This is a genomic window from Chitinimonas sp. BJB300, from assembly GCF_002735695.1.
Lineage (GTDB): Bacteria > Pseudomonadota > Gammaproteobacteria > Burkholderiales > Chitinimonadaceae > Chitinimonas.
In genome coordinates, this window is sequence record NZ_PDZH01000055.1 from 1 (window position 1) to 18,326 (window position 18,326).

General features: G+C 54.7%; 13 protein-coding genes. 3 read left to right on the plus strand and 10 right to left on the minus strand.

Features of this window, described 5'->3' with window-relative positions:
• Nucleotides 1-156: 156 nt before the first annotated feature.
• From CSQ89_RS11030 to CSQ89_RS11045, 4 genes are all read right to left on the minus strand, one after another.
• The gene (locus CSQ89_RS11030; protein WP_099406215.1) at nt 157-1,395 is read right to left on the minus strand and encodes a TIGR03862 family flavoprotein; all 1,239 of its coding nucleotides are present in this window, start codon (nt 1,393-1,395) and stop codon (nt 157-159) included.
• 18 nt (nt 1,396-1,413) lie between these two features.
• The gene (gene pap / locus CSQ89_RS11035; protein WP_099406216.1) at nt 1,414-2,895 is read right to left on the minus strand and encodes a polyphosphate:AMP phosphotransferase; all 1,482 of its coding nucleotides are present in this window, start codon (nt 2,893-2,895) and stop codon (nt 1,414-1,416) included.
• Between the two features lie 88 nt (nt 2,896-2,983).
• Entirely contained in the window at nt 2,984-5,035 is a 2,052-nt protein-coding gene (locus CSQ89_RS11040; protein ID WP_099406217.1) for a M3 family metallopeptidase, read from the minus strand.
• Nucleotides 5,036-5,242: 207 nt separating this feature from the next.
• On the minus strand, nt 5,243-6,145 hold the full coding sequence (locus tag CSQ89_RS11045) for a DUF1853 family protein (protein ID WP_158228967.1): 903 nt from the start codon (nt 6,143-6,145) through the stop codon (nt 5,243-5,245).
• 182 nt (nt 6,146-6,327) lie between these two features.
• On the opposite strand from CSQ89_RS11045, the gene CSQ89_RS11050 reads away from it, so the two are divergent.
• A complete protein-coding gene (locus CSQ89_RS11050; RefSeq protein ID WP_099406219.1) occupies nt 6,328-6,915 on the plus strand; it encodes a hypothetical protein in 588 nt (195 codons plus the stop codon).
• A 70-nt stretch (nt 6,916-6,985) separates the two neighbouring features.
• On the opposite strand, the gene aroE is transcribed toward CSQ89_RS11050, so the two are convergent.
• From aroE to CSQ89_RS11065, 3 genes are all read right to left on the minus strand, one after another.
• On the minus strand, nt 6,986-7,798 hold the full coding sequence (gene aroE, locus CSQ89_RS11055; protein WP_099406220.1) for a shikimate dehydrogenase: 813 nt from the start codon (nt 7,796-7,798) through the stop codon (nt 6,986-6,988).
• Nucleotides 7,799-7,859: 61 nt separating this feature from the next.
• Complete coding sequence (locus CSQ89_RS11060; RefSeq protein WP_099406221.1) at nt 7,860-8,252, minus strand: DUF4124 domain-containing protein; 393 nt, start codon at nt 8,250-8,252, stop codon at nt 7,860-7,862.
• A 2-nt stretch (nt 8,253-8,254) separates the two neighbouring features.
• Nucleotides 8,255-8,707 carry a rhodanese-like domain-containing protein gene (locus CSQ89_RS11065; RefSeq protein WP_099406222.1) on the minus strand — a complete coding sequence of 151 codons (453 nt, stop codon included), beginning with the start codon at nt 8,705-8,707 and terminating at the stop codon, nt 8,255-8,257.
• Nucleotides 8,708-9,010: 303 nt separating this feature from the next.
• Between CSQ89_RS11065 and glnA the strand changes: the two genes are divergently transcribed.
• Complete coding sequence (gene glnA, locus CSQ89_RS11070; RefSeq protein ID WP_099406223.1) at nt 9,011-10,420, plus strand: type I glutamate--ammonia ligase; 1,410 nt, start codon at nt 9,011-9,013, stop codon at nt 10,418-10,420.
• 234 nt (nt 10,421-10,654) lie between these two features.
• Here the strand turns inward: glnA and CSQ89_RS11075 are convergent, their stop codons facing one another.
• Nucleotides 10,655-11,125: a YybH family protein gene (locus tag CSQ89_RS11075; protein WP_099406224.1), complete on the minus strand. Its 471-nt coding sequence runs from the start codon at nt 11,123-11,125 to the stop codon at nt 10,655-10,657.
• Between the two features lie 144 nt (nt 11,126-11,269).
• Between CSQ89_RS11075 and CSQ89_RS11080 the strand changes: the two genes are divergently transcribed.
• Nucleotides 11,270-11,569, plus strand: coding sequence for a winged helix-turn-helix transcriptional regulator (locus CSQ89_RS11080; protein ID WP_099406225.1), 300 nt, complete (start codon nt 11,270-11,272; stop codon nt 11,567-11,569).
• A 121-nt stretch (nt 11,570-11,690) separates the two neighbouring features.
• Here CSQ89_RS11080 and CSQ89_RS11085 read toward each other — a convergent pair whose 3' ends face one another.
• Together CSQ89_RS11085 and CSQ89_RS11090 are read right to left on the minus strand one after the other, a co-directional pair.
• Complete coding sequence (locus CSQ89_RS11085) at nt 11,691-12,641, minus strand: diguanylate cyclase domain-containing protein (RefSeq protein ID WP_099406226.1); 951 nt, start codon at nt 12,639-12,641, stop codon at nt 11,691-11,693.
• Nucleotides 12,638-18,118, minus strand: coding sequence for a PAS domain S-box protein (locus tag CSQ89_RS11090; RefSeq protein ID WP_158228968.1), 5,481 nt, complete (start codon nt 18,116-18,118; stop codon nt 12,638-12,640). Before CSQ89_RS11090 ends, CSQ89_RS11085 begins: the two co-directional genes overlap by 4 nt.
• Nucleotides 18,119-18,326: the final 208 nt, after the last annotated feature.

An 18,326-nucleotide genomic window follows, 5' to 3' on the forward strand; every position in this document is an offset into this window, starting at 1 on the left:
TACCATCGCCGACAAGCCCGTTGCTGTCGCCGCACCAAACGTGCTCAGCAAATAGTCGGTGTACAAATCGAGTTCTTTGTTCTTCATGGCGACAGGTTATCGTATGCACTGCGTAACATCAGTTAGTAAACAAGGAGCATCTCATATGAGGTCGAATCAGCGAGCTGCAAGCCAGCGTTGTACGCCTAGTCCAGCCGCCCGCCCGCTGGCGAAGCATGCTGTCAGCAGATAACCACCGGTTGGTGCTTCCCAGTCCAGCATTTCCCCGGCACAGAACACACCGGGTAGGGCTTTCAGCATCAATCCGGCATCGAGTGCTTCAAAGCATATGCCCCCAGCAGTGCTGATGGCTTCGTCGATAGGCCGTGGAGATTTCAAGATGATCGGTAATGCTTTGATGGCGGCTGCCAGTCTGGTGGCGTCCTGGAAGTCTTCCTTGCTCAGGCACTCATGTAGCAAACTCACCTTGACACCTGCCAGGCCGAGCCGGCTTTGCAAGTGGCTGGAAAGCGAACGCGAGCCACGGGGATGGTTCACTTCAGCCAGTACTCGCTCGGCACTGTGGTTGGGCAATAGATCGAGCAGCAGGGTGGCTGCACCTTGGATGTGGATCAGTTGTCGAATCCGCGCTGAAAAGGCGTAGATCAAGCTACCTTCCACACCGGCTTCGCTAATCACGAACTCGCCAGCTTTGTACTGGGTTTGTCCTTGGACATCGGTCAGGGCCAACGCAATCGACTTTAATGGGGCACCGGCGAATTTTTCGCGTAGATGTGTGCTCCAGCCCACATCGAAACCACAGTTTGCAGGTTGTAATGGTGCTGTTTTGACACCCTGTGCTGTCAGCAACGGTAGCCAACTGCCATCAGAACCGAGTCGCGCCCAGCTACCGCCCCCTAGCGCCAGCACAGTGGCGGCTGGGCGTAAGGTTGTTTCACCTGCCGGGGAAATAAAGCGTAGCGCGCCACTTTCATCCCAACCCAACCAACGGTGGCGCACATGCATCTGCACCCCGCCTGTCTTCAAGCGTTGTAGCCAAGCGCGCAATAGCGGCGCAGCCTTCATATCACTGGGGAAGATGCGTCCCGAGCTCCCCACAAAAGTTTGAATGCCCAGGCCATGAATCCAATCGCACAGGTCTGTGGGAGAGAAATCGGCCAGCAGACGGGCGATGTCGGTTTCCCGCTCGGCGTAGCGGCTAAGGAACTGGGCCATTGGTTCGGAATGGGTGATATTCATGCCGCCGACGCCAGCCAGCAGGAACTTACGCCCAACTGACGGCATGGCATCAAAAATATCCACTCGATAGCCGGCACCGACCAAGACTTCGGCAGCCATCAAGCCGGCAGGGCCTCCGCCGATGATGGCGACATATTGCGAGGAAGGGCTTTGCATGGGCAAAAGGGCGCGATTCTACCTAAGCTGCGCTTCAATCGCTTCGCAAACGCAGCGTAAAACCTTGATGCGGGCGTAGTATTTGTTGTTGGCTTCGACCAACAACCAAGGTGCGGCAGGTGTGCTGGTGCGTTCGACCATATCGTGTACGGCTTCGCGGTAGGCCGGCCATTTCTCGCGATTACGCCAGTCGTCGTCGGTAATTTTGAAACGTTTGAAGCCGGTTTCTTCACGCGCTTGGAAGCGTTTGAGTTGTTCGTCGGCATCAATGGCCAGCCAGAATTTCACGACGATGACGTTGGCGTCATGCAACTGCTGTTCAAAATCGTTGATCTCGCTATAAGCACGCATCCAATTGGCTTCGTCGGCAAAGCCTTCAACCCGCTCGACCAATACACGGCCGTACCAAGACCGGTCGAAAATGGCGAACCTGCCACGTCGTGGCAGCCGTCGCCAAAAACGCCAGAGATAGGGTTGGGCCAGCTCGTCTTCGCTGGGGGCGGCAATCGGATGAACGTGATAATGGCGTGCATCCAGCGCACCCGTCACCCGCCTGATTGCCCCGCCTTTGCCTGCGGCATCATTTCCTTCGAAGACCAATACGATACTGTGCTTATGCAGCTTGGGGTGGCGGCTCAGGGCATTGAGCCTGCCTTGCAGGACTTCCAGTTGTTCGGTGTAATCAGACTTGCTCATGGACTGATTCAGGATGAGTCGGTCGAGCACTCGCAAGCCATCCAATGGCGCCAGCAGAGGGGCACTTCGGGTAGTGGTGGGCTGTGGCATGGCCTGCGCCAGGCGTTGGCGCAGGGATTCGAGCAACTGCTTTCCAACGGTCAGGTTGCGATAGCGTTCATCCTCTCCATCGACCACCATCCAGGGGGCAACGCCGGTGCTGGTGCGCATCAGCACAGTTTCGGCCAGTTTGCGAAAAGTGTCGTAATGTTTTAGATGCATCCATTCGCGCTCACCAACACGCCAACGGGTTCGCGGGTCTTTTTCCAGAGCAGTCAGCCGGACTTTCTGGGCTTTTTTGCCAAGGTGGAACCAGAACTTGAGCAGCAGGATACCCTCTTCGGCCAGCATGGTTTCAAGCCGGATGATTTCATCCAGTCGGCTATGCAAGGCTGCGGTATCTACTTCTTCTTTAAATTGGGTGAAGACGGGCTCGGAATACCAGGACCCGAACAAAATGCCGATTCGCCCCTTGGCCGGCAGCGCGCGCCAATAGCGCCACATTGGTGGATATTCTTTTTCATCGCCACTGATATTGCCAAAAGCATGGGTGTCGATAAGGCGAGGGTCCATCCACTCATTGAGTAGATTGACCGTCTCACCTTTGCCCGCACCATCAAGGCCATTGATCAGAATCAAAACAGGAAAGCGAGCCACCGCTTGTAGCTCGTATTGGGCATCAAGTAGTGCTTCGCGTAGTCCAGGTACTTGCGCCTTGTAATCGCCCTTGCTGATCTGGTGGCCAAGTTCGGCGGCTTCAAACATAGCGGCTCCGATGGGTTTGGCTCTTAATTGTAGTCAGACCCATCGGAAAATGACCGCAGTAACCGGGCGTGTTGAAGCAGCCGATGATTTATACGGTGATTAATCCACGCTTTTTCAGCATGGGCTCGACCTGCGGGTCGCGGCCACGAAAGGCGCGGTAGGCCGCGGCGGGGTCCTGCTTGTTGCCGGCGCTGTAGATATGCTGCAACAGTCGATGGGCGGTGCTGGGTTCGAATGGATCGCCCGCTTCCTGAAATGCATTGAAGCCATCGGCATCGAGCACCTCCGCCCACATGTAGACGTAATAGCCGGCCGCATACCAAGGCCCGGAGAAGAGATGGCTGAAATGGCTCAGGTAATGCCGCTGGCCGATGTCTGCCGGTACACCCAACCGCTTGCATTGCTCGGCCTCGAATGCAGTGATATCCACCGTGGTGCCGTTGGGTAGGGAATGTAAGGCCATGTCGATCAGGGCGGGTGCGACATATTGCACCGTGGCCCAAGCTTGGTTGAACTGGCTGGCGGCTTTGAGTTTTGCCAGCAGTGCCGCCGGAATAACCGCGCCGCTTTGATAGTGGCGAGCGTGTTGGCGTAATACGGCTTCTTCCTTAGCCCAGTTCTCAAAAATCTGCGAAGGCAACTCGACAAAATCTCGCAGCACCTGGGTGCCGGCCAGCCGCTCGTACCGCACTTGGGACAGCAAGCCGTGCAAGCCATGACCAAACTCGTGGAATAGTGTACGGACGTCGTCAAAGCTCAACAGCGTGGTGTCGGCCTTGGCGAAGTTATTGTTATTGATGACGATAGGTGTTGTGCCGCCCGCAATGCCGGACTGGCTGCGGAAGATGCTCATCCATGCGCCGCTGCGTTTGCTGGGGCGGGCGAAATTGTCGCCGATAAACAAACCGACAAAGCCATTGCTGCGGTCACGTACTGCCCACAGGCGGGCATCGGGATGGTGCAGTGGAATATTGTGCTGCTCGATAAATTTCAGCCCAAATAAACGGCCGGCACAGTCGAACATGGCGGCAATCATGTTCTCCAGGGTGAAGTAAGGTTTGGTTTCTGCGTCGTCGAGGTCATACCGCTGCTGGCGTACCTTCTCGGCCAGATAACGCCAATCCCACGCCGCCAGCGGTGTAGGCAGGCCCAGTTCTGCGGCCTTGTCGTTCAACACGGCGCGGTCGGCCTCAGCTTTTTGCAGCGCAGGTTGCCAGGCTTGTTCCAGTAGGTTGAGCACTGCTGATGCTTTCCCGGCCATGCGATCGACCAGTTCATAGTCGGCATAGCTGTCGTAGCCCAAGATAGCGGCTTGCTCTTGGCGTAGGGCGACAATATGGGCTGCCAATGGGCGGTTGTCGTGTTCGCCAGCATGTGCGCCACGGGCAGTCCGCTCGCGCCAGATCGTTTCGCGTAGGTCGCGGCGGTCCGAGAAAGTCAGGAACGGTTCGGCAATCGACGGCGAGAGGGTAATGATGTAGCTACCGGCCGACAGACCGCGCTGGGTGGCGGCATTGCGCGCAGACGCACGGACAAAGTCGGGGAGGCCAGCAAGGTCGGCTTCGCCATTGAGTTCAAGCGTAAAGGCGGCTTCGTCGGCCAGGATATTCTGGCTGAAGCGGGTACAGGCTTCTGCCAGTTCGGCCATCACGGTGGCATGGCGGGCTTTGGCTTCTCCTTGCAGTTGGGCGCCGGCACGGACGAAATCCAGATGAACCCGTTCCAGAAGGCGGCTTTGCTCGGCATCAAGGCCCAGGCCGGCACGATCGCGGAACAAGGCATCGATACGCTGAAACAATCCGGCATGCATGTAGATGGCGCTTTCATGCGCCGCCAAGCGAGGGGCCATGGTCAGTTCCACCGCTTGTAATACCGGGGAGGTCTCACTTGAACACAGGTTGCTGAAAAGCAGGTCAATCTGCTTGAGTTGGCGGCCTGAGGCATCGAAGGTGACCAGTGTATTGGCAAAGCTTGGCAGTTCGGTTTGATCTGCGATTGCATCAAGCTCGGCCAGATGGGCCTGCATGGCAACGTCGAACGCGGGTAGAAAGTGCTCGGCCGCCACACGGTCGAAAGGCGGTAAGCCGTAGGGGGTGTTCCAGGCTTGTAGCAACGGGTTGTTGTTCAGCGCGTCGCGCATGGCGGTGGTTGTCCAATAAGGGAATCAGACGTGTATTCTAAACCGCGCTCAACCAATACCGAGTGGATGGCGACAGGCTGTTGCTAATGCGTATGAATGGTAAAAAGCAACCTGCCGGTGGGAAGAATTTATCCGTTACTGCAATTGCTGTGCTGATTAAAAACCTTCGCTTGTGATGGCCTTTGAATTGGTTCGATGAAGCCGAGGTTAGAAGTGGGGTGGGATGCGAGCCAGCAGGCTGGCAAGCATGGCTTGGCTGGGCCAACCGGGCGGTAACAATATGCCCCGGGCGAGTTCATGTCCTCCATCTTGCGCGGGGGCGTATTCAGCTACTTGCAAGGGCCAGTGTGGGTAGCTGAAATGGGCTTCCGTCTGGGCATGCCATTCGGTAAACGGCAAGGCTTGGTCATCTAGCGGACGTAGACCCAGCCAGTCGGGTTTGTTCAAGCTGCGCCATAGGCTATCGCCTCGCTGTTGCGGCAATACCTCACCCCAGCAGCGCCACCAACCGCGCAGGTGGTCTGTGGCCAAAAAGGCGGGTGCCGGGCTATCCAGCTCGCGATAAAACATGCGTCCGCGAAGCCATGCCATTGGTTGCACCGGTGCGCTGCTGCCCAGCGCTGTTTGGCCCGCCTGACTACCGGCCAGCTGTAACTGGTGCTGGAACAATCGGACCAGTTTCAGGGTTAATGCATCGCGTAAACCGGGGCCTACGTAACACAGCCCCTGTGCGGTTGGCAGCGCAATGAAGAATTTTACGGCCAGCTCTATATGTAGCAGCGGCCCGTGTGGTGGGCGCAGAAGATAGTCGATTTCCCCCAGGCTGATGCCTCCCTCGCGTACAGGCAATTGGCTTGCCAACAGCTGATAGCCGGGTAGACTGGCCAAGGCAGTTTGCAGGAGCATTTCGGCATGCCGGCCAAGCCGAAAGCCATGCTGTGTTGGTGGCAGGTTAGTAGTGAGATTGGCATGACTCAGCTGTTGCCACCACGACTCACCTAACTGGGCATCACCCTGCCTTACGCCAGGCGGTAACGCTTCATCAGCCAATAGCGGTGGCGAGCAAAGCAGCCAGTACAAGTCGGCGAGTTGAGGGGCTAGTAAGGTCAAAGGTCTGTGTCGATGTAAAGGGCGGATAGGCAGAGTGTAACGGGCGTGCGCCAAGCGGATTGGGCAATCAGGTCATGTGCTGTTACAAGGGCAGGAAATTAGCGCGACTATGCGGTACGCTAAGTATTGCCAGCCTATACTTGCTGCACGATCCCTGCGCTACCCCTATTCAAGGAGACAGCATGCATACTCGGGACCGATCCCCTCGTGGGGTACGAGAACAGATCATTCATCTGGCAGCCAAGCTGATGGCCGAGGAGCATATAGATGACTTCGGAACGGCCAAGCGCAAGGCGGCTCGCCGCCTGGGTTTGCCGGAGGGCAAAAATCTCCCCGGCAATGGCGAAATAGAAACCGCACTGCGTCAATACCGCAACATCTTCTCGCCAAACCATAGCCATGTGTTGGTTGAACTACGCCAAAAAGCGCTTAGCGCAATGCGTTTGTTCGCCGAGTTCAGGCCTTATTTGGTGGGCTCTGTACTGTCGGGCCTTGCCGGCCCGCATTCTGACATCAACCTGGTGATTTACTCAGACGACGCCAAGGCGGTGGAGATCCGCTGCCTCAATCTAGGCATCGACTATCGGATCGAGTCGCCACCATCAGGCCATACTACCTTGGCTTTTTATGAGGATGGCAGCTTGGTGCGGGTAAGTGTCCGTTCGGAGCAGGATGAGCGCCAAGGCGCCAGAGGTGCGACTGAGCCAATGGAGCGTGCCCGAATGAATCAGTTGGAGGCCATGCTGCTGGAAAGCACGGCCTCGCCTTGATCAGCCAAGCGCAGGTACTTCGTACATGCTTGGTAAGTGCGCCAGGGCGGTTGCCGGTATCTGCTACGGGCTATAACCCGGCGCGAAGCTTTACCAGCACGGTTTCGGTTTCGGGCCGGATGCCACGCCACAGGAAGAAGGCTTCGGCTGCTTGTTCCACCAGCATGCCCAAGCCATCCAAACGGCGTACAACGCCCGCAGCCTTAGCCTGTTGCAAAAACGGGGTTTCTGCCTTCCCGTACATCATGTCGTAAGCCAACCCGTCTGTTTGGCAAATTGAGGTGGGTAAAGGAAGCGCCTCGCCGGCAAGGCTCGCAGAGGTTGCGTTGATGATTAGGTCGAACGGTTGGTTAGGTAGCTCGGCAAGGCTGCAAGCGGTGATGGGGCCCAATTGGATGAACTGTGTAGCCAGCGCAATAGCCTTATCAGGCGAGCGATTGGCAATCACCAATTGAGCGGGCCTTTCCGCCAACAGTGGCCCAAGCACACCACGTGCCGCGCCGCCAGCGCCTAAAAGCAGTATGCGCAACCCTACTAATTTAAGGTGGCGCTGTAGGTCTCGTACCAAGCCAGCCCCATCCGTATTGTCGCCAACCACGCCTTCATCATCTAACCAAAGCGTATTCACTGCCCCTGCCAGTTCGGCGCGTTCAGTCAGGATATTGGCAAACCGGAAAGCTTCTTCCTTGAATGGCACCGTGACGTTGCAGCCACTACCGCCCATTGCCAGGAATTCAGCAGCGCGCTCGATAAAACTGTCGAGCGGTGCTTCCAGCCGTTCGTAGATCAGTTTCTGTTTTGTTTGTGCCGCAAATGCCGCATGGATGAGGGGAGACTTGCTGTGCTTAATCGGATTGCCGATGACGGCGTAACGGTCGGTCATGGTGACAGGTCAAATATTCAAGTGACAGCGTGTTGATGGAGAAGGCCGCGTAGCGCAATGCCTAGTTAATCAGCTTTTGGGCGGCTTTTTCCATGCGTTCCAGTGCTAAATTGCGTGGGACGGTGTGGGCGGCGATGCAGCGTGCTTGTGTGGCAGCGTCCTCTGCATCACAATCAGGAGGCTGGTTTTGAGCAGGCGGGGTAGCTGCGGACCTTGGCTTATTGGCGGCTGCAATCTCAGCGGGGCTCATGCCTTTGACTGTGTTTAATGGCTTAAGTTGGACCTCGATCGCTTGTTTGGTGGGGGTATCGCTGTAATGCAGTTGGCCTTTGGCATCTGTCCAACGATATACCGGCGCTGGGGGTTTCGGCGGATTCAACATGGCATCAATGGCATCGCGTTGCCACCAGCCAATCGCCGCCCCTGCGGCGATCAGCACAAAAAGGACTCGCATGCTTAGCTTTGGGACCAGGGCAGGCCACGGCCTTTCCAGCCGTTGGTTTGGCCGCGTTGACCGGCTTCGTTGGGCTCGCCTTCAAAGCCTTCCAGTATGTTGTAACACTCACTAAAACCATGGGCTGCCGCCATGACTGCCGCTTCGTGCGAGCGTGCGCCCGTACGGCATAGAAAAAACAAGGCATGCTCGGCATCAACCTGATGTTTGAGTTGCTCAAGGAAATTGGGATTGGGCGTCATGCCGGGCCAGCTTTTCCATTCAACCTTGATGGCTTTTTCCGGCGTGCCTACAAATTGCCACTCTGCATGGGTACGGACATCCACCAAGCGCGCATTCGGCATCGTCGCTATCAAGGCGTGCGCTTCGTCTGGGGTAAGTGCGCCCGAATAAGGCAGGCTCATCTGTTCAGCGCGATCATGGGCGCGCTGTAGGATTTCGTTTTGTTGGCTCATAGGGATCCTCTTTGTAGCGTGGGTTGCAATACAGGGATTATGGCAAATAACATCCATCGCTTCATCGATGCACCAAAAAGAAGCGCTGCTTCTATTTTTGCACTTTAATGGGGCTTGCGCTTATTGCGATGAGCCTTTGCATGGCGTACTTACTTGGGCTGCGCGTAGTGGCATACTTCCTGCTCCACTTGGGCCGAGCGTGCACCGAGCGACTGCAAAGTGCGCGACGACTCTCTACAATTTGATTCCCCGCCGGCCTTAACTGATGGCCGGTCACCCAGGTTATCCACAGGAGTTATGAGCATGGCGGTCGCCGACGTTCTGAAGCAAATTAAAGAAAACGACATCCGATTTGTCGATCTGCGTTTCACCGACACTATCGGTAAGGAACAGCACGTTACTGTGCCATCCCATGTCGTTGACGAAGAATGGTTCAGCAATGGCCACGCGTTTGATGGTTCTTCGATCACCGGCTGGAAGGGTATTCAGGCCTCCGATATGTTGCTGATGCCGGACCCGGCAACAGCCAATATCGACCCATTCTTTGATGAGCCTACCCTGTTCATGACTTGTGATGTCATTGAGCCCGATACCGGCAAGGGTTATGACCGCGATCCACGTTCTATCGCCAAGCGTGCTGAGGCTTATCTGAAGGCATCGGGTCTGGGCGACACGGCTTACTTCGGGCCGGAACCTGAATTCTTTATCTTCGACGGCGTGCAATGGAACGTTGACATGACCGGCTGCTTCCTGAAGATCAGTTCGGACGAAGGCGCTTGGGCTTCGAATAGCGCCACCGAAGGCGGCAACACGGGGCATCGTCCTCGCGTTAAGGGCGGTTACTTCCCTGTTCCCCCGGTCGATAGCCACCAGGACATCCGTGCCGCCATGGTTGTGGTGCTGGAAGAGTTGGGTGTGCCAGTTGAAGTGTTTCACCACGAAGTCGCCAATGCAGGCCAAAACGAAATCGGCACCAAATTCAGCACCCTGACCCAGCGCGCTGACTGGACCCAGATTTTGAAGTACGTGGTGCACAACGTTGCCCACCAGTACGGCAAGACTGCCACTTTCATGCCAAAGCCGATTGTTGGCGACAATGGTTCAGGCATGCACGTGCACCAGTCAGTTTGGAAGGATGGCAAGAACCTGTTTGCCGGTAACGGCTATGCCGGTCTTTCAGAATTCGCCATCTACTACATCGGCGGCATCATCAAGCATGCCAAGGCGCTGAATGCGATCACCAATCCGGGCACCAACTCCTACAAGCGTCTGGTTCCGCATTACGAAGCACCGGTCAAGCTGGCTTACTCGGCTCGTAACCGCTCGGCTTCGATCCGTATTCCGCACGTGCAGTCGGATAAGGGCCGTCGTATCGAAGCTCGCTTTCCCGATCCACTAGCCAATCCGTACTTGGCCTTCTCGGCCTTGTTGATGGCGGGTCTGGACGGCGTACAGAACAAGATTCATCCTGGTGACCCTGCCGACAAGAATCTGTACGACCTGCCGCCGGAAGAAGACAAGCTGATCCCAACCGTGTGCGCTTCGTTGGATGAAGCCCTGGATTCACTGGACAAGGACCGTGAGTTCCTGACCCGCGGCGGTGTGTTCACCAATGAGTGGATTGATGCTTACATCGAATTGAAGATGAACGACGTCAACAGGATTCGAATGACGACTCATCCGGTTGAGTTCGACATGTACTACTCGCTGTAAGCTGAGAACTGTTTCAGCGGGCCTTAGAATCTGTTCAAAGTCTTGAGACCTAGGGCAAGGCAAGGCGAAAACAGCCGAGAAAGCGGAATTTACGCGTGGTAGATGAGCATTCCGAGGCTGTTTTCAACGCCGTATTGTTGACGTACAGCAGACGTTAGACCGGTTCTTAGGAAGCCCACGAGGCCCGCGTTAATGATAACTGACGCGGGTTTTTTGGGTCATTGACATGATCCATTACCTGCCGTGTGGGTTATCAATCACATACCGCCATCCAGCCCGCTTATCGTAGCGAAGTGTTTCCAAGGCTACGCCTTCTTGTTCCCCCAACTTCCAATGGCTGCGGGTCATCGCCAACTCGCCATTGATGTGGATGCTGCGTGACAGCGTTTTTATGGGGGCGGAGATGCCCATATAGGTAGATAGGGCGTTTATTACATTGTCCCGCCCTTTGATCGTTGTGCCATCCGCAGCGATAAATACGGCATCGGGTTCAAACAGACTACCTATGCCAACCTTATTCCCCGTTGCCAAATATTGTGCGAAGAGGCGGTGTACATCTTCCACAGTCGCAGGGGCTTCCGACGCATAAGTGCCACCGGCAAGCACCATAGCAAGCAACAACAATAATGATCGGGTCGTTCTACGTGGTTTGGCGATTCGAAACCATATTGTGCTGCCAACGCCTTGTAGATGGATACGTTTCATGATTTTTCCTTTGAAATGATGGCAGGTTTACCTTACAAGGCGTAATAATGCGGCCATTACTTTCCTAAATAAAGTAGGTTCCTTTTGGTAACTGCCCTGAAAGAAATCCGGAAAGAGCAGCCCCATTGCCCTGTCGATGGGGTAATGCATCTGCTGTTTGCCAAGTGGTCTGCACACATTATTTGGGTGCTGGGGCATGAGGGCGCGCAACGTTTTGGCGAGCTCAAGCGTCGGCTGGACCCGATATCGACCAAGACATTGACGGAACGATTACGCGAACTTGAGGCTGGGGCGTTGCTTCACCGTGATGTTGTGGCGACGATCCCACCGCAAGTGACTTATTCGCTGACGTCTAAGGGAGTCGCCATTTTTGGCGTGGTCGATCAGCTGGTGGGGCTGGCGGAAGAATGGGAAATGGCCACTTCGAATAGCCCGACGTTGTAATCCTGCATTGGCAACTTAGGTGCAGCTGGCTACATACCCAGCCGGTGTGTTCTATGTCGGCTTGTATTTTCGCGCGGCGAATGAACCTTGTTATGAGGGGTGTATCAAGACGTTGAATAGCTTAAGCAACATGGCCAACCTTGTATTGCCCCCGCCCAGCTTGTTTGGCGGCGTATAGCAGGCCGTCGGCGGTAGAGATCAGTTTTTCAGGGCCTTCGCTTTGTGGGTGGAAAGCGGCGGCGACGCCTAGGCTGATGGTGACGACATCGGCGATATCTGATTGGGCATGCACGATACCCAGCTGGCGGACAGCCAATTCCATTTCCTGTGCCATGGTTTCGGCGCCGGACAGCGGGGTTTCGGGGAGTATGCAGACAAACTCTTCTCCACCATACCGTGCAACGAGGTCATGTGACCGATTGGCGCACTTACGTAGTGTGGTTGCGACAGCACAAAGGCAAAGGTCGCCGGCTTGGTGACCATAGTGGTCGTTGTAGCGCTTGAAGAAATCGATATCGAGAATGATTAAAGACAGTGTTTGATTGGAACGTAGGCAACGACGCCATTCGGATTTGAGTGTTTCGTCAAAATTACGCCGATTGGCCACACCTGTCAGGCCGTCGACAAAGGCCAGTGAGCGAAGCAGATCGGATTGTCGCTTCAACGTAAGGTGGGTCCTCACGCGAGCCCTTACCACTTTGGGGTTGACGGGTTTACTAATGAAGTCGACGGCACCGATATCAAGTCCTCGTTCTTCATCAATTGGGTTGTCTTGAGCAGTAACAAAGATCACTGGTATAGCTTGAGTCAGCGGGTCGTTTTTGAGTTGGCGGCAGACTTCGTAGCCGTCCATATCGGGCATGACCACATCCAGCAAAATCAAATCCGGTTGCTTATTTTGGCAAAATTCCAGTGCTTGTGCGCCGCTGGTGGCCATGAATACTTCGTGGTCGTTATGGAAGATTTGGTACATCGTTTGGATATTGATGGCTTGATCATCCACCAATAAGAGACAAGGCCGGTTGTCCGATGTGCCCAGCAGAAGGTCTACCTGGCCGGAGGCATGTCTCATGCGATTACTGAGCGTAGATTGCAACATTTTTCCAATGCCAACTTGAAATCCAGACGATACATGGCCTCGTCGAGTGGCTGCAGATGCTCGGTCAATATGGGACCAAACGCCTGCTGTAGTTCGCAAAAAATGTCGGTAGCGCGCATGTTGCCATCCTTCAGGAAAGATTCAAGTTCGGAGAGGGATGCTTCAAAGGCGGCCTTGTCCAGGTCTTGATTGGCAGCGCTCGGGGGGAGTGGCAACTGTGGTGCCAATTCCTCGGCAATCTGTGTCAGGACACGGCTGTTATTCTCGATCATGTCCGTCAGGGTGGCGATCATCTCTGCATTTGCAGCAGCATCGCGAGGGTGACGTAGCTGTTGCTCGGCCTGAGCAATATAGATTGCCAACCCTTTGGCCCCTACCGTACCCGCCAGACCTTTGAGGGTATGCAGAAGCCGGCTGGCTTCAACCAGGGTGGCTTGCTGAAGATGCGCCTGCAGTTCGTTGACCATCGCCGCGGCATCCTGACTGAAGGAATGGATCATGCGGGCAAATAGCTCCTGGTTGCCGCTTAATCTTTGCAGCGCAATGTCCAGTTCTATATCAAGCTCGGCGATGAGGGTATTGATAGAGGCGTTGTTTTGTATGGCAATGCCCGCCGAATCGGCGGTTGATTTTGTACGGCCGCAATGGTGGAGCAGGGTGCTGACGAGTGAGTCAAGGTGGATGGGCTTGCCGATATGATCATTCATTCCTGCGGCAAGACAGGTTGCTTTGTCCGATGCCATGGCATTGGCAGTCATGGCGATAATGGATAGCCATGCCATAGCTGGATGGCGGCGAATCTCGCGCGTGGCGGTATAGCCGTCTATATCAGGCATCTGGATATCCATCAATACAGCATCGAATGGCGGCACGGCGTTGGTAGCGCGTGCTACACCCGCCACACCGCCACTGGCAACTTCAACATAGGCGCCTTCCGCGGACAGTAATTCCTGGGCTACCTGCTGGTTCAGCAAGTTGTCTTCTACGACCAAAAGGCGCAGCCCCTGAAGGCGATTCAGTACGGATTGGTTGCCGGATGGTTGTAAATGAACTTGGCCTGCAGTGGCATTGACCACGGCATCCAACAACATGGAAGCGGTGACTGGCTTGGTCAGGAAGCCATCCAGTGTGTTTGGATGGTGTTGTATCTTGTCGGCCAATATTTCACGATCATGTGCGCTGACCAGGATGACGGTGGGCGTGTGTACGCCGTTTTGCAGCAAGCGGATATGACGTGTTGTTTCCCAGCCATCCATATCCGGCATCTTCCAGTCCATGAAGACGACATCGTAGGGAAACCTGCCGGTGTCGCTCTGCTGCAGTAGCGCCAATGCCTCTCTGCCGCTGGCAGCCGTGTCTGCTTGCCACCCCAATGCATGGACCATATCCGACAGCACCTCGCGGGCGATAGGGTTGTCATCCACGATCAGGGTGCGCATTCCAGATTCATTGAGGGGGAAGCTGTGGGTGGCAGGCAGCAGGGTTTCGCTGATGGTTTTACCCACTGTCAACTTAAGGGTGAAGTAGAAACGGCTACCTACCCCCGGCGTACTCTCCACGGCCAGCTTGCCCCCCATGAGCTTGACCAAGCGCTGACTGATTGCCAAACCCAGCCCAGTTCCGCCAAAGCGCCGTGTAGTGGAGGCTTCTGCTTGTGTGAACACTTCGAAAATATGCTGTAAGGCATCGGCCGCGATGCCGATGCCTGAATCTTTGATGGTAAACAGTATCTCGGCTTGATTCTCGTGCAAGGACAAGCAGTCCAGCGCGACCAGGACCTCGCCATGCTGTGTGAATTTAACGGCATTGCCGGCAAGGTTGATCAGCACCTGTTTCAATCGCAATGCATCGCCCATCAGTACGGGTGGTAGTTTTGGGTCGATGGAGAACAGCATCTCCACATCATTGCTACTGGCCCCCGCTGAAAGGATTACGGACAGATCGCGCATGAGTTTGTCGGGGCGGAAAGGCTGGGTCTCCAGCAGCATCTTGCTGGCTTCCACTTTTGAGAAGTCGAGGATGTCATTAAGGATGCCCAGCAGCGACTGTGCAGCCGATAGCGCCTTCCCTGCATAATCTTGCTGCCGCACCGTTAGCTCAGTCCGTTGCAATACCTGCACCATGCCGAGAATGGCATTCATGGGCGTACGGATCTCATGACTCATATTCGCCAAAAACTGGCTTTTAGTCGTGCTGGCTAGCTCTGCTTGCTGCTTGGCTTCCTTGAGGGTGCTTTCATATTCCCGTGCCTGGGTCACGTCACGGCCAATGCCCAGATAACCCAGCAAATCATTATTGAATGAGCGTATGGCGGTCACAATCAACGTCATGGTGAGCCGACTGCCGTCTTTGCGCACATAAGTCCAATCCAACTGTTCAACACCATCACGGTCGGCCTTACCGGTGATGGTTGCAAATTCAGAGATACGTGTGCCTAACTCGGTCTCTAGTTGCAATCTACGTTTGGCTATTTCTTCGGGCAAATGCAAGCAAAGGGGTGTCCGAACACCAATCATTTCATCCGCGCAATAGCCTAGCATTCGCTCAGCTCCGCGATTAAAAATCGTAATCAGCCCCTCAGGGTTAGTTGCGATGATCGAGACTTCGGTGGCGGAATCAAGCACGCTACGCAAGAGTCCGCTGGTGCTGCGTAAGTCCTCTTCGGCTTGTTTACGTTTCGTAATGTCTTTATGCGTGCCTGACATCAATAACGGTTGGGCAATGTCTGTCCAGCGGTTGACTTTACCGCGGGCCAATATCCATACCCATGCGCCATTCTTATGGCGCATTCGTATTTCACATTCGTAATCGGGTTGGATACCGTTGAAATACAGGTCTAGCTGCTCCTGAGCCAATATCAGATCGTCGGGGTGAACTAGTGCCTGACATGTATCTATATTGACCGGGGCCAATTCATGTATTTCGTAACCGAGCATTTCGGCCCAGTACTTATTGATGACAACTTCACCAGTAGGCACATGCCATTCCCAGGTGCCTGCGCTGGTGCCTGACAAAATAGCACTTAACCGCTCACGTTCTGCCGCCAAGGCTTGTTCAATGTCTTTGATGCTGGTTTGATCAAGCATATAGCCGCGCAAAGCCAATAATTGGCCCGAGGTGTCGCGGTCTACTGTATTGAAATCATAAAACCATCGGTAGGTCCCGTCTTTGCAAAGCAAACGGTAACTGAGTTCGATATGGTGCTGGTCGCCGGCAACAAATTGGGTAATGGCTGCCTGAACCCGTACAGCCTCTTCCGGGTGTAGCAACGTAGCGAAGCCAAAATCACTTCCAGTGATTTCATCGGCGGCATAGCCTAAAACGGTTTCCGAATTGCGCGAAACATACTCGATGGGCCAACCCTCAGCAGGTTGCCAGATACGTACGAGAACCGGGCCATCTGCAAACAGGTCCCGTTCACGGCGGACTTGTTCCATAGCCAGCTTTTGCATGTTGATATCTTGAATTTGAACTACGAAGTAGAGCAGTTTGCCGGTGTAATCGCGCACAACCGATGCGGATTGTTGTATCCAAACAGTCTCGCCACTTTTACAGCGGTAACGGGTTTCCAGATGATAGTTACTGCACTTGCCCTGTATGAGATCTAGTAATAGGGCCTGGTTAGTAGGCAAATCGTCCGGGTGGGTAATTGCCTGAAAGGTAAGGTGGCGTAGTTCTTCCTCGCTGTAATCAACAATATCGAGTAAGGCCTGGTTAGTTTGAATGAATTGTCCTTCCCTGTTGACCAATGCCATGCCAATTGAGGCACCATCGAAAGAGGATCGAAAGCGCTCCTCCGCGTCACGCAGCTGGTTAGCGGCTTCACGTTCTTCGGTAATATCTTCATTGGTGCCCACCATTAGTACAGGTTGTCCTTGCTCATTCAAGATCAACTGTCCGTGAGCTTGAATGATGAGCTGCTGCCCGTCGCTATACCGTCCCACCCGAAAGGTGGCGTGAAAAGGCTGTCGCTCAGCAATAGCGGCCTGTAAGGTCGCCTCAACAGCGGCAATATCTTCGGGTTCGACTAATTTTTGCCAGCTGGCATAGGTACAGTAGATAGGGTCTAGAGGTAAACCGTATAGCCGAGACACACTTTCATCCCATTTCGTCTCACCTGTGACAAGATCGTATTCCCACACCGCCACGCCCGCAGCTTCAGTGGCTAGCTTCAGTCGTGCTTCGCTTTCTCGCAAAATCTGGGCGGCTTGTTTTTGAGCGCCAATATCGCGAAATACCATGACCCAGCTGTAGGTATGCGCAGCTTCCCGATTCGCTGTACAGCTAAGGCTGACGGATAGGCGCTCGCCTGTTGCGACTGGTAGCCAGGTATCGGATAGTTCGCGAATTTCCCCCTTGTAGGTGGGAGGGGAAAGCAGTTGGGCAAGTTCTGGTTGCCCGGCTTGGTCTAGTCGGGCAAAGAGGTTTTCCACTTCAATACTCTTTTGATTCCAACCAGTCAGCTTTGCCGCTGCGGCATTCATATAAGTAATCCGGCCCTCGGCATCGAAACTGATGACGCCCTCGTTGGCAATGTCTAGGATCCGGCGATGGTTTGCCTTGAGATGGGAAAACTGGCGACGTCGACTCTGAAGTAATGCGAAGCCCACCAACATCAAGAATGCGAGTAGTAAATACAGCAGGACTTGAGAGCGAAAGCTGTTGTACCAAGGTGCCAGGGTGGCTGATTGCAATTGGCTGACCGCTACAACAAGCGGCTTGTTCATTTGTAGATCAGGCGGGGAAACCGTGTATTGGGCGACCTGCCGCTGTTCGCCGGCTTTACGGTCAACCATCAGCGACTCTTGCTGTCGGCTGTCGCGATGGCTGCTGAAGAAGCTGGCCTGTGCGGAAAGATTCTGCCCCAACTGACTTTCTTTATTTGGCATTACCAAAAAGAGTAGGCCGTCCCCATGCGCGATGGCGCTCCACATATTTGGGGCAAACAGTACAGACGACATCAGGGTTTTGAAGTAATTGCGATCCAGGGTCGTCATCACTATGCCGTCGAATTGGCCACGCTCCCCTAATACGATTCGCGACAGGCTGAGGGCATAGCTGTTGTCGCTATTGGTACGGAAGGGGGGTGAAACATATAGCAGCCGAGGATTTGATTGGCGCAGTGGTACAGAAAAGTAATCATAGTCGGCGAAATTCTTGCCCATGAGTTGTGCATTGCTGCTTGCCCGCACTACACCTTCCCGATCAAGCACTGAAATGTGGCGTAGGCCTGGCTGTGCATGTGCCAAAGCACGCAGGTATACGTTCACTTGCGACCAATTCGCTACGCCATGAACGCGGGATAGCTCCGTCGTCAGGTCTCTTAGCAGGTTATCGGTCGTGTGTAGTTGGGCATCCAGGTTTTGGGCGATTACCCTTGCTTGATTTTGCAAGCGTGCAGCGGATTCGGCTTCGGCAGCTTGTTTATCCAGGTAAAGACGGGTGCCCATACCTATGCTTACTAACAGCAGGCATGACAGTACTAGAAACCACTGTGTGCGAAAGGAGGAAGGGGGCGTCATATCATTGCTGCTTGGTTATACCCGGATTGCAGTGCGCGTGTAGCAGGACTACGTGGATATGCCGGCGTCTATTACTTCCGACATTTGATATGGGTTATCACCGTACTGCCTAACTTGCGCTACGGGGCTGTATGTG

What these genes read in the sequence shown, in the direction of transcription:
- aroE (WP_099406220.1), bottom strand. Translation starts at nt 7,798, where the DNA reads ATGACCGACCGTTACGCCGTCATCGGCAATCCGATTAAGCACAGCAAG.
- pap (WP_099406216.1), bottom strand. Translation starts at nt 2,895, where the DNA reads ATGTTTGAAGCCGCCGAACTTGGCCACCAGATCAGCAAGGGCGATTAC.
- CSQ89_RS11090 (WP_158228968.1), bottom strand. Translation starts at nt 18,118, where the DNA reads ATGGGCACCCGTCTTTACCTGGATAAACAAGCTGCCGAAGCCGAATCC.
- CSQ89_RS11065 (WP_099406222.1), bottom strand. Translation starts at nt 8,707, where the DNA reads ATGAGCCAACAAAACGAAATCCTACAGCGCGCCCATGATCGCGCTGAA.
- CSQ89_RS11040 (WP_099406217.1), bottom strand. Translation starts at nt 5,035, where the DNA reads ATGCGCGACGCGCTGAACAACAACCCGTTGCTACAAGCCTGGAACACC.
- CSQ89_RS11050 (WP_099406219.1), top strand. Translation starts at nt 6,328, where the DNA reads ATGCATACTCGGGACCGATCCCCTCGTGGGGTACGAGAACAGATCATT.
- CSQ89_RS11080 (WP_099406225.1), top strand. Translation starts at nt 11,270, where the DNA reads ATGCATCTGCTGTTTGCCAAGTGGTCTGCACACATTATTTGGGTGCTG.
- CSQ89_RS11085 (WP_099406226.1), bottom strand. Translation starts at nt 12,641, where the DNA reads ATGAGACATGCCTCCGGCCAGGTAGACCTTCTGCTGGGCACATCGGAC.
- glnA (WP_099406223.1), top strand. Translation starts at nt 9,011, where the DNA reads ATGGCGGTCGCCGACGTTCTGAAGCAAATTAAAGAAAACGACATCCGA.
- CSQ89_RS11030 (WP_099406215.1), bottom strand. Translation starts at nt 1,395, where the DNA reads ATGCAAAGCCCTTCCTCGCAATATGTCGCCATCATCGGCGGAGGCCCT.
- CSQ89_RS11060 (WP_099406221.1), bottom strand. Translation starts at nt 8,252, where the DNA reads ATGCGAGTCCTTTTTGTGCTGATCGCCGCAGGGGCGGCGATTGGCTGG.
- CSQ89_RS11075 (WP_099406224.1), bottom strand. Translation starts at nt 11,125, where the DNA reads ATGAAACGTATCCATCTACAAGGCGTTGGCAGCACAATATGGTTTCGA.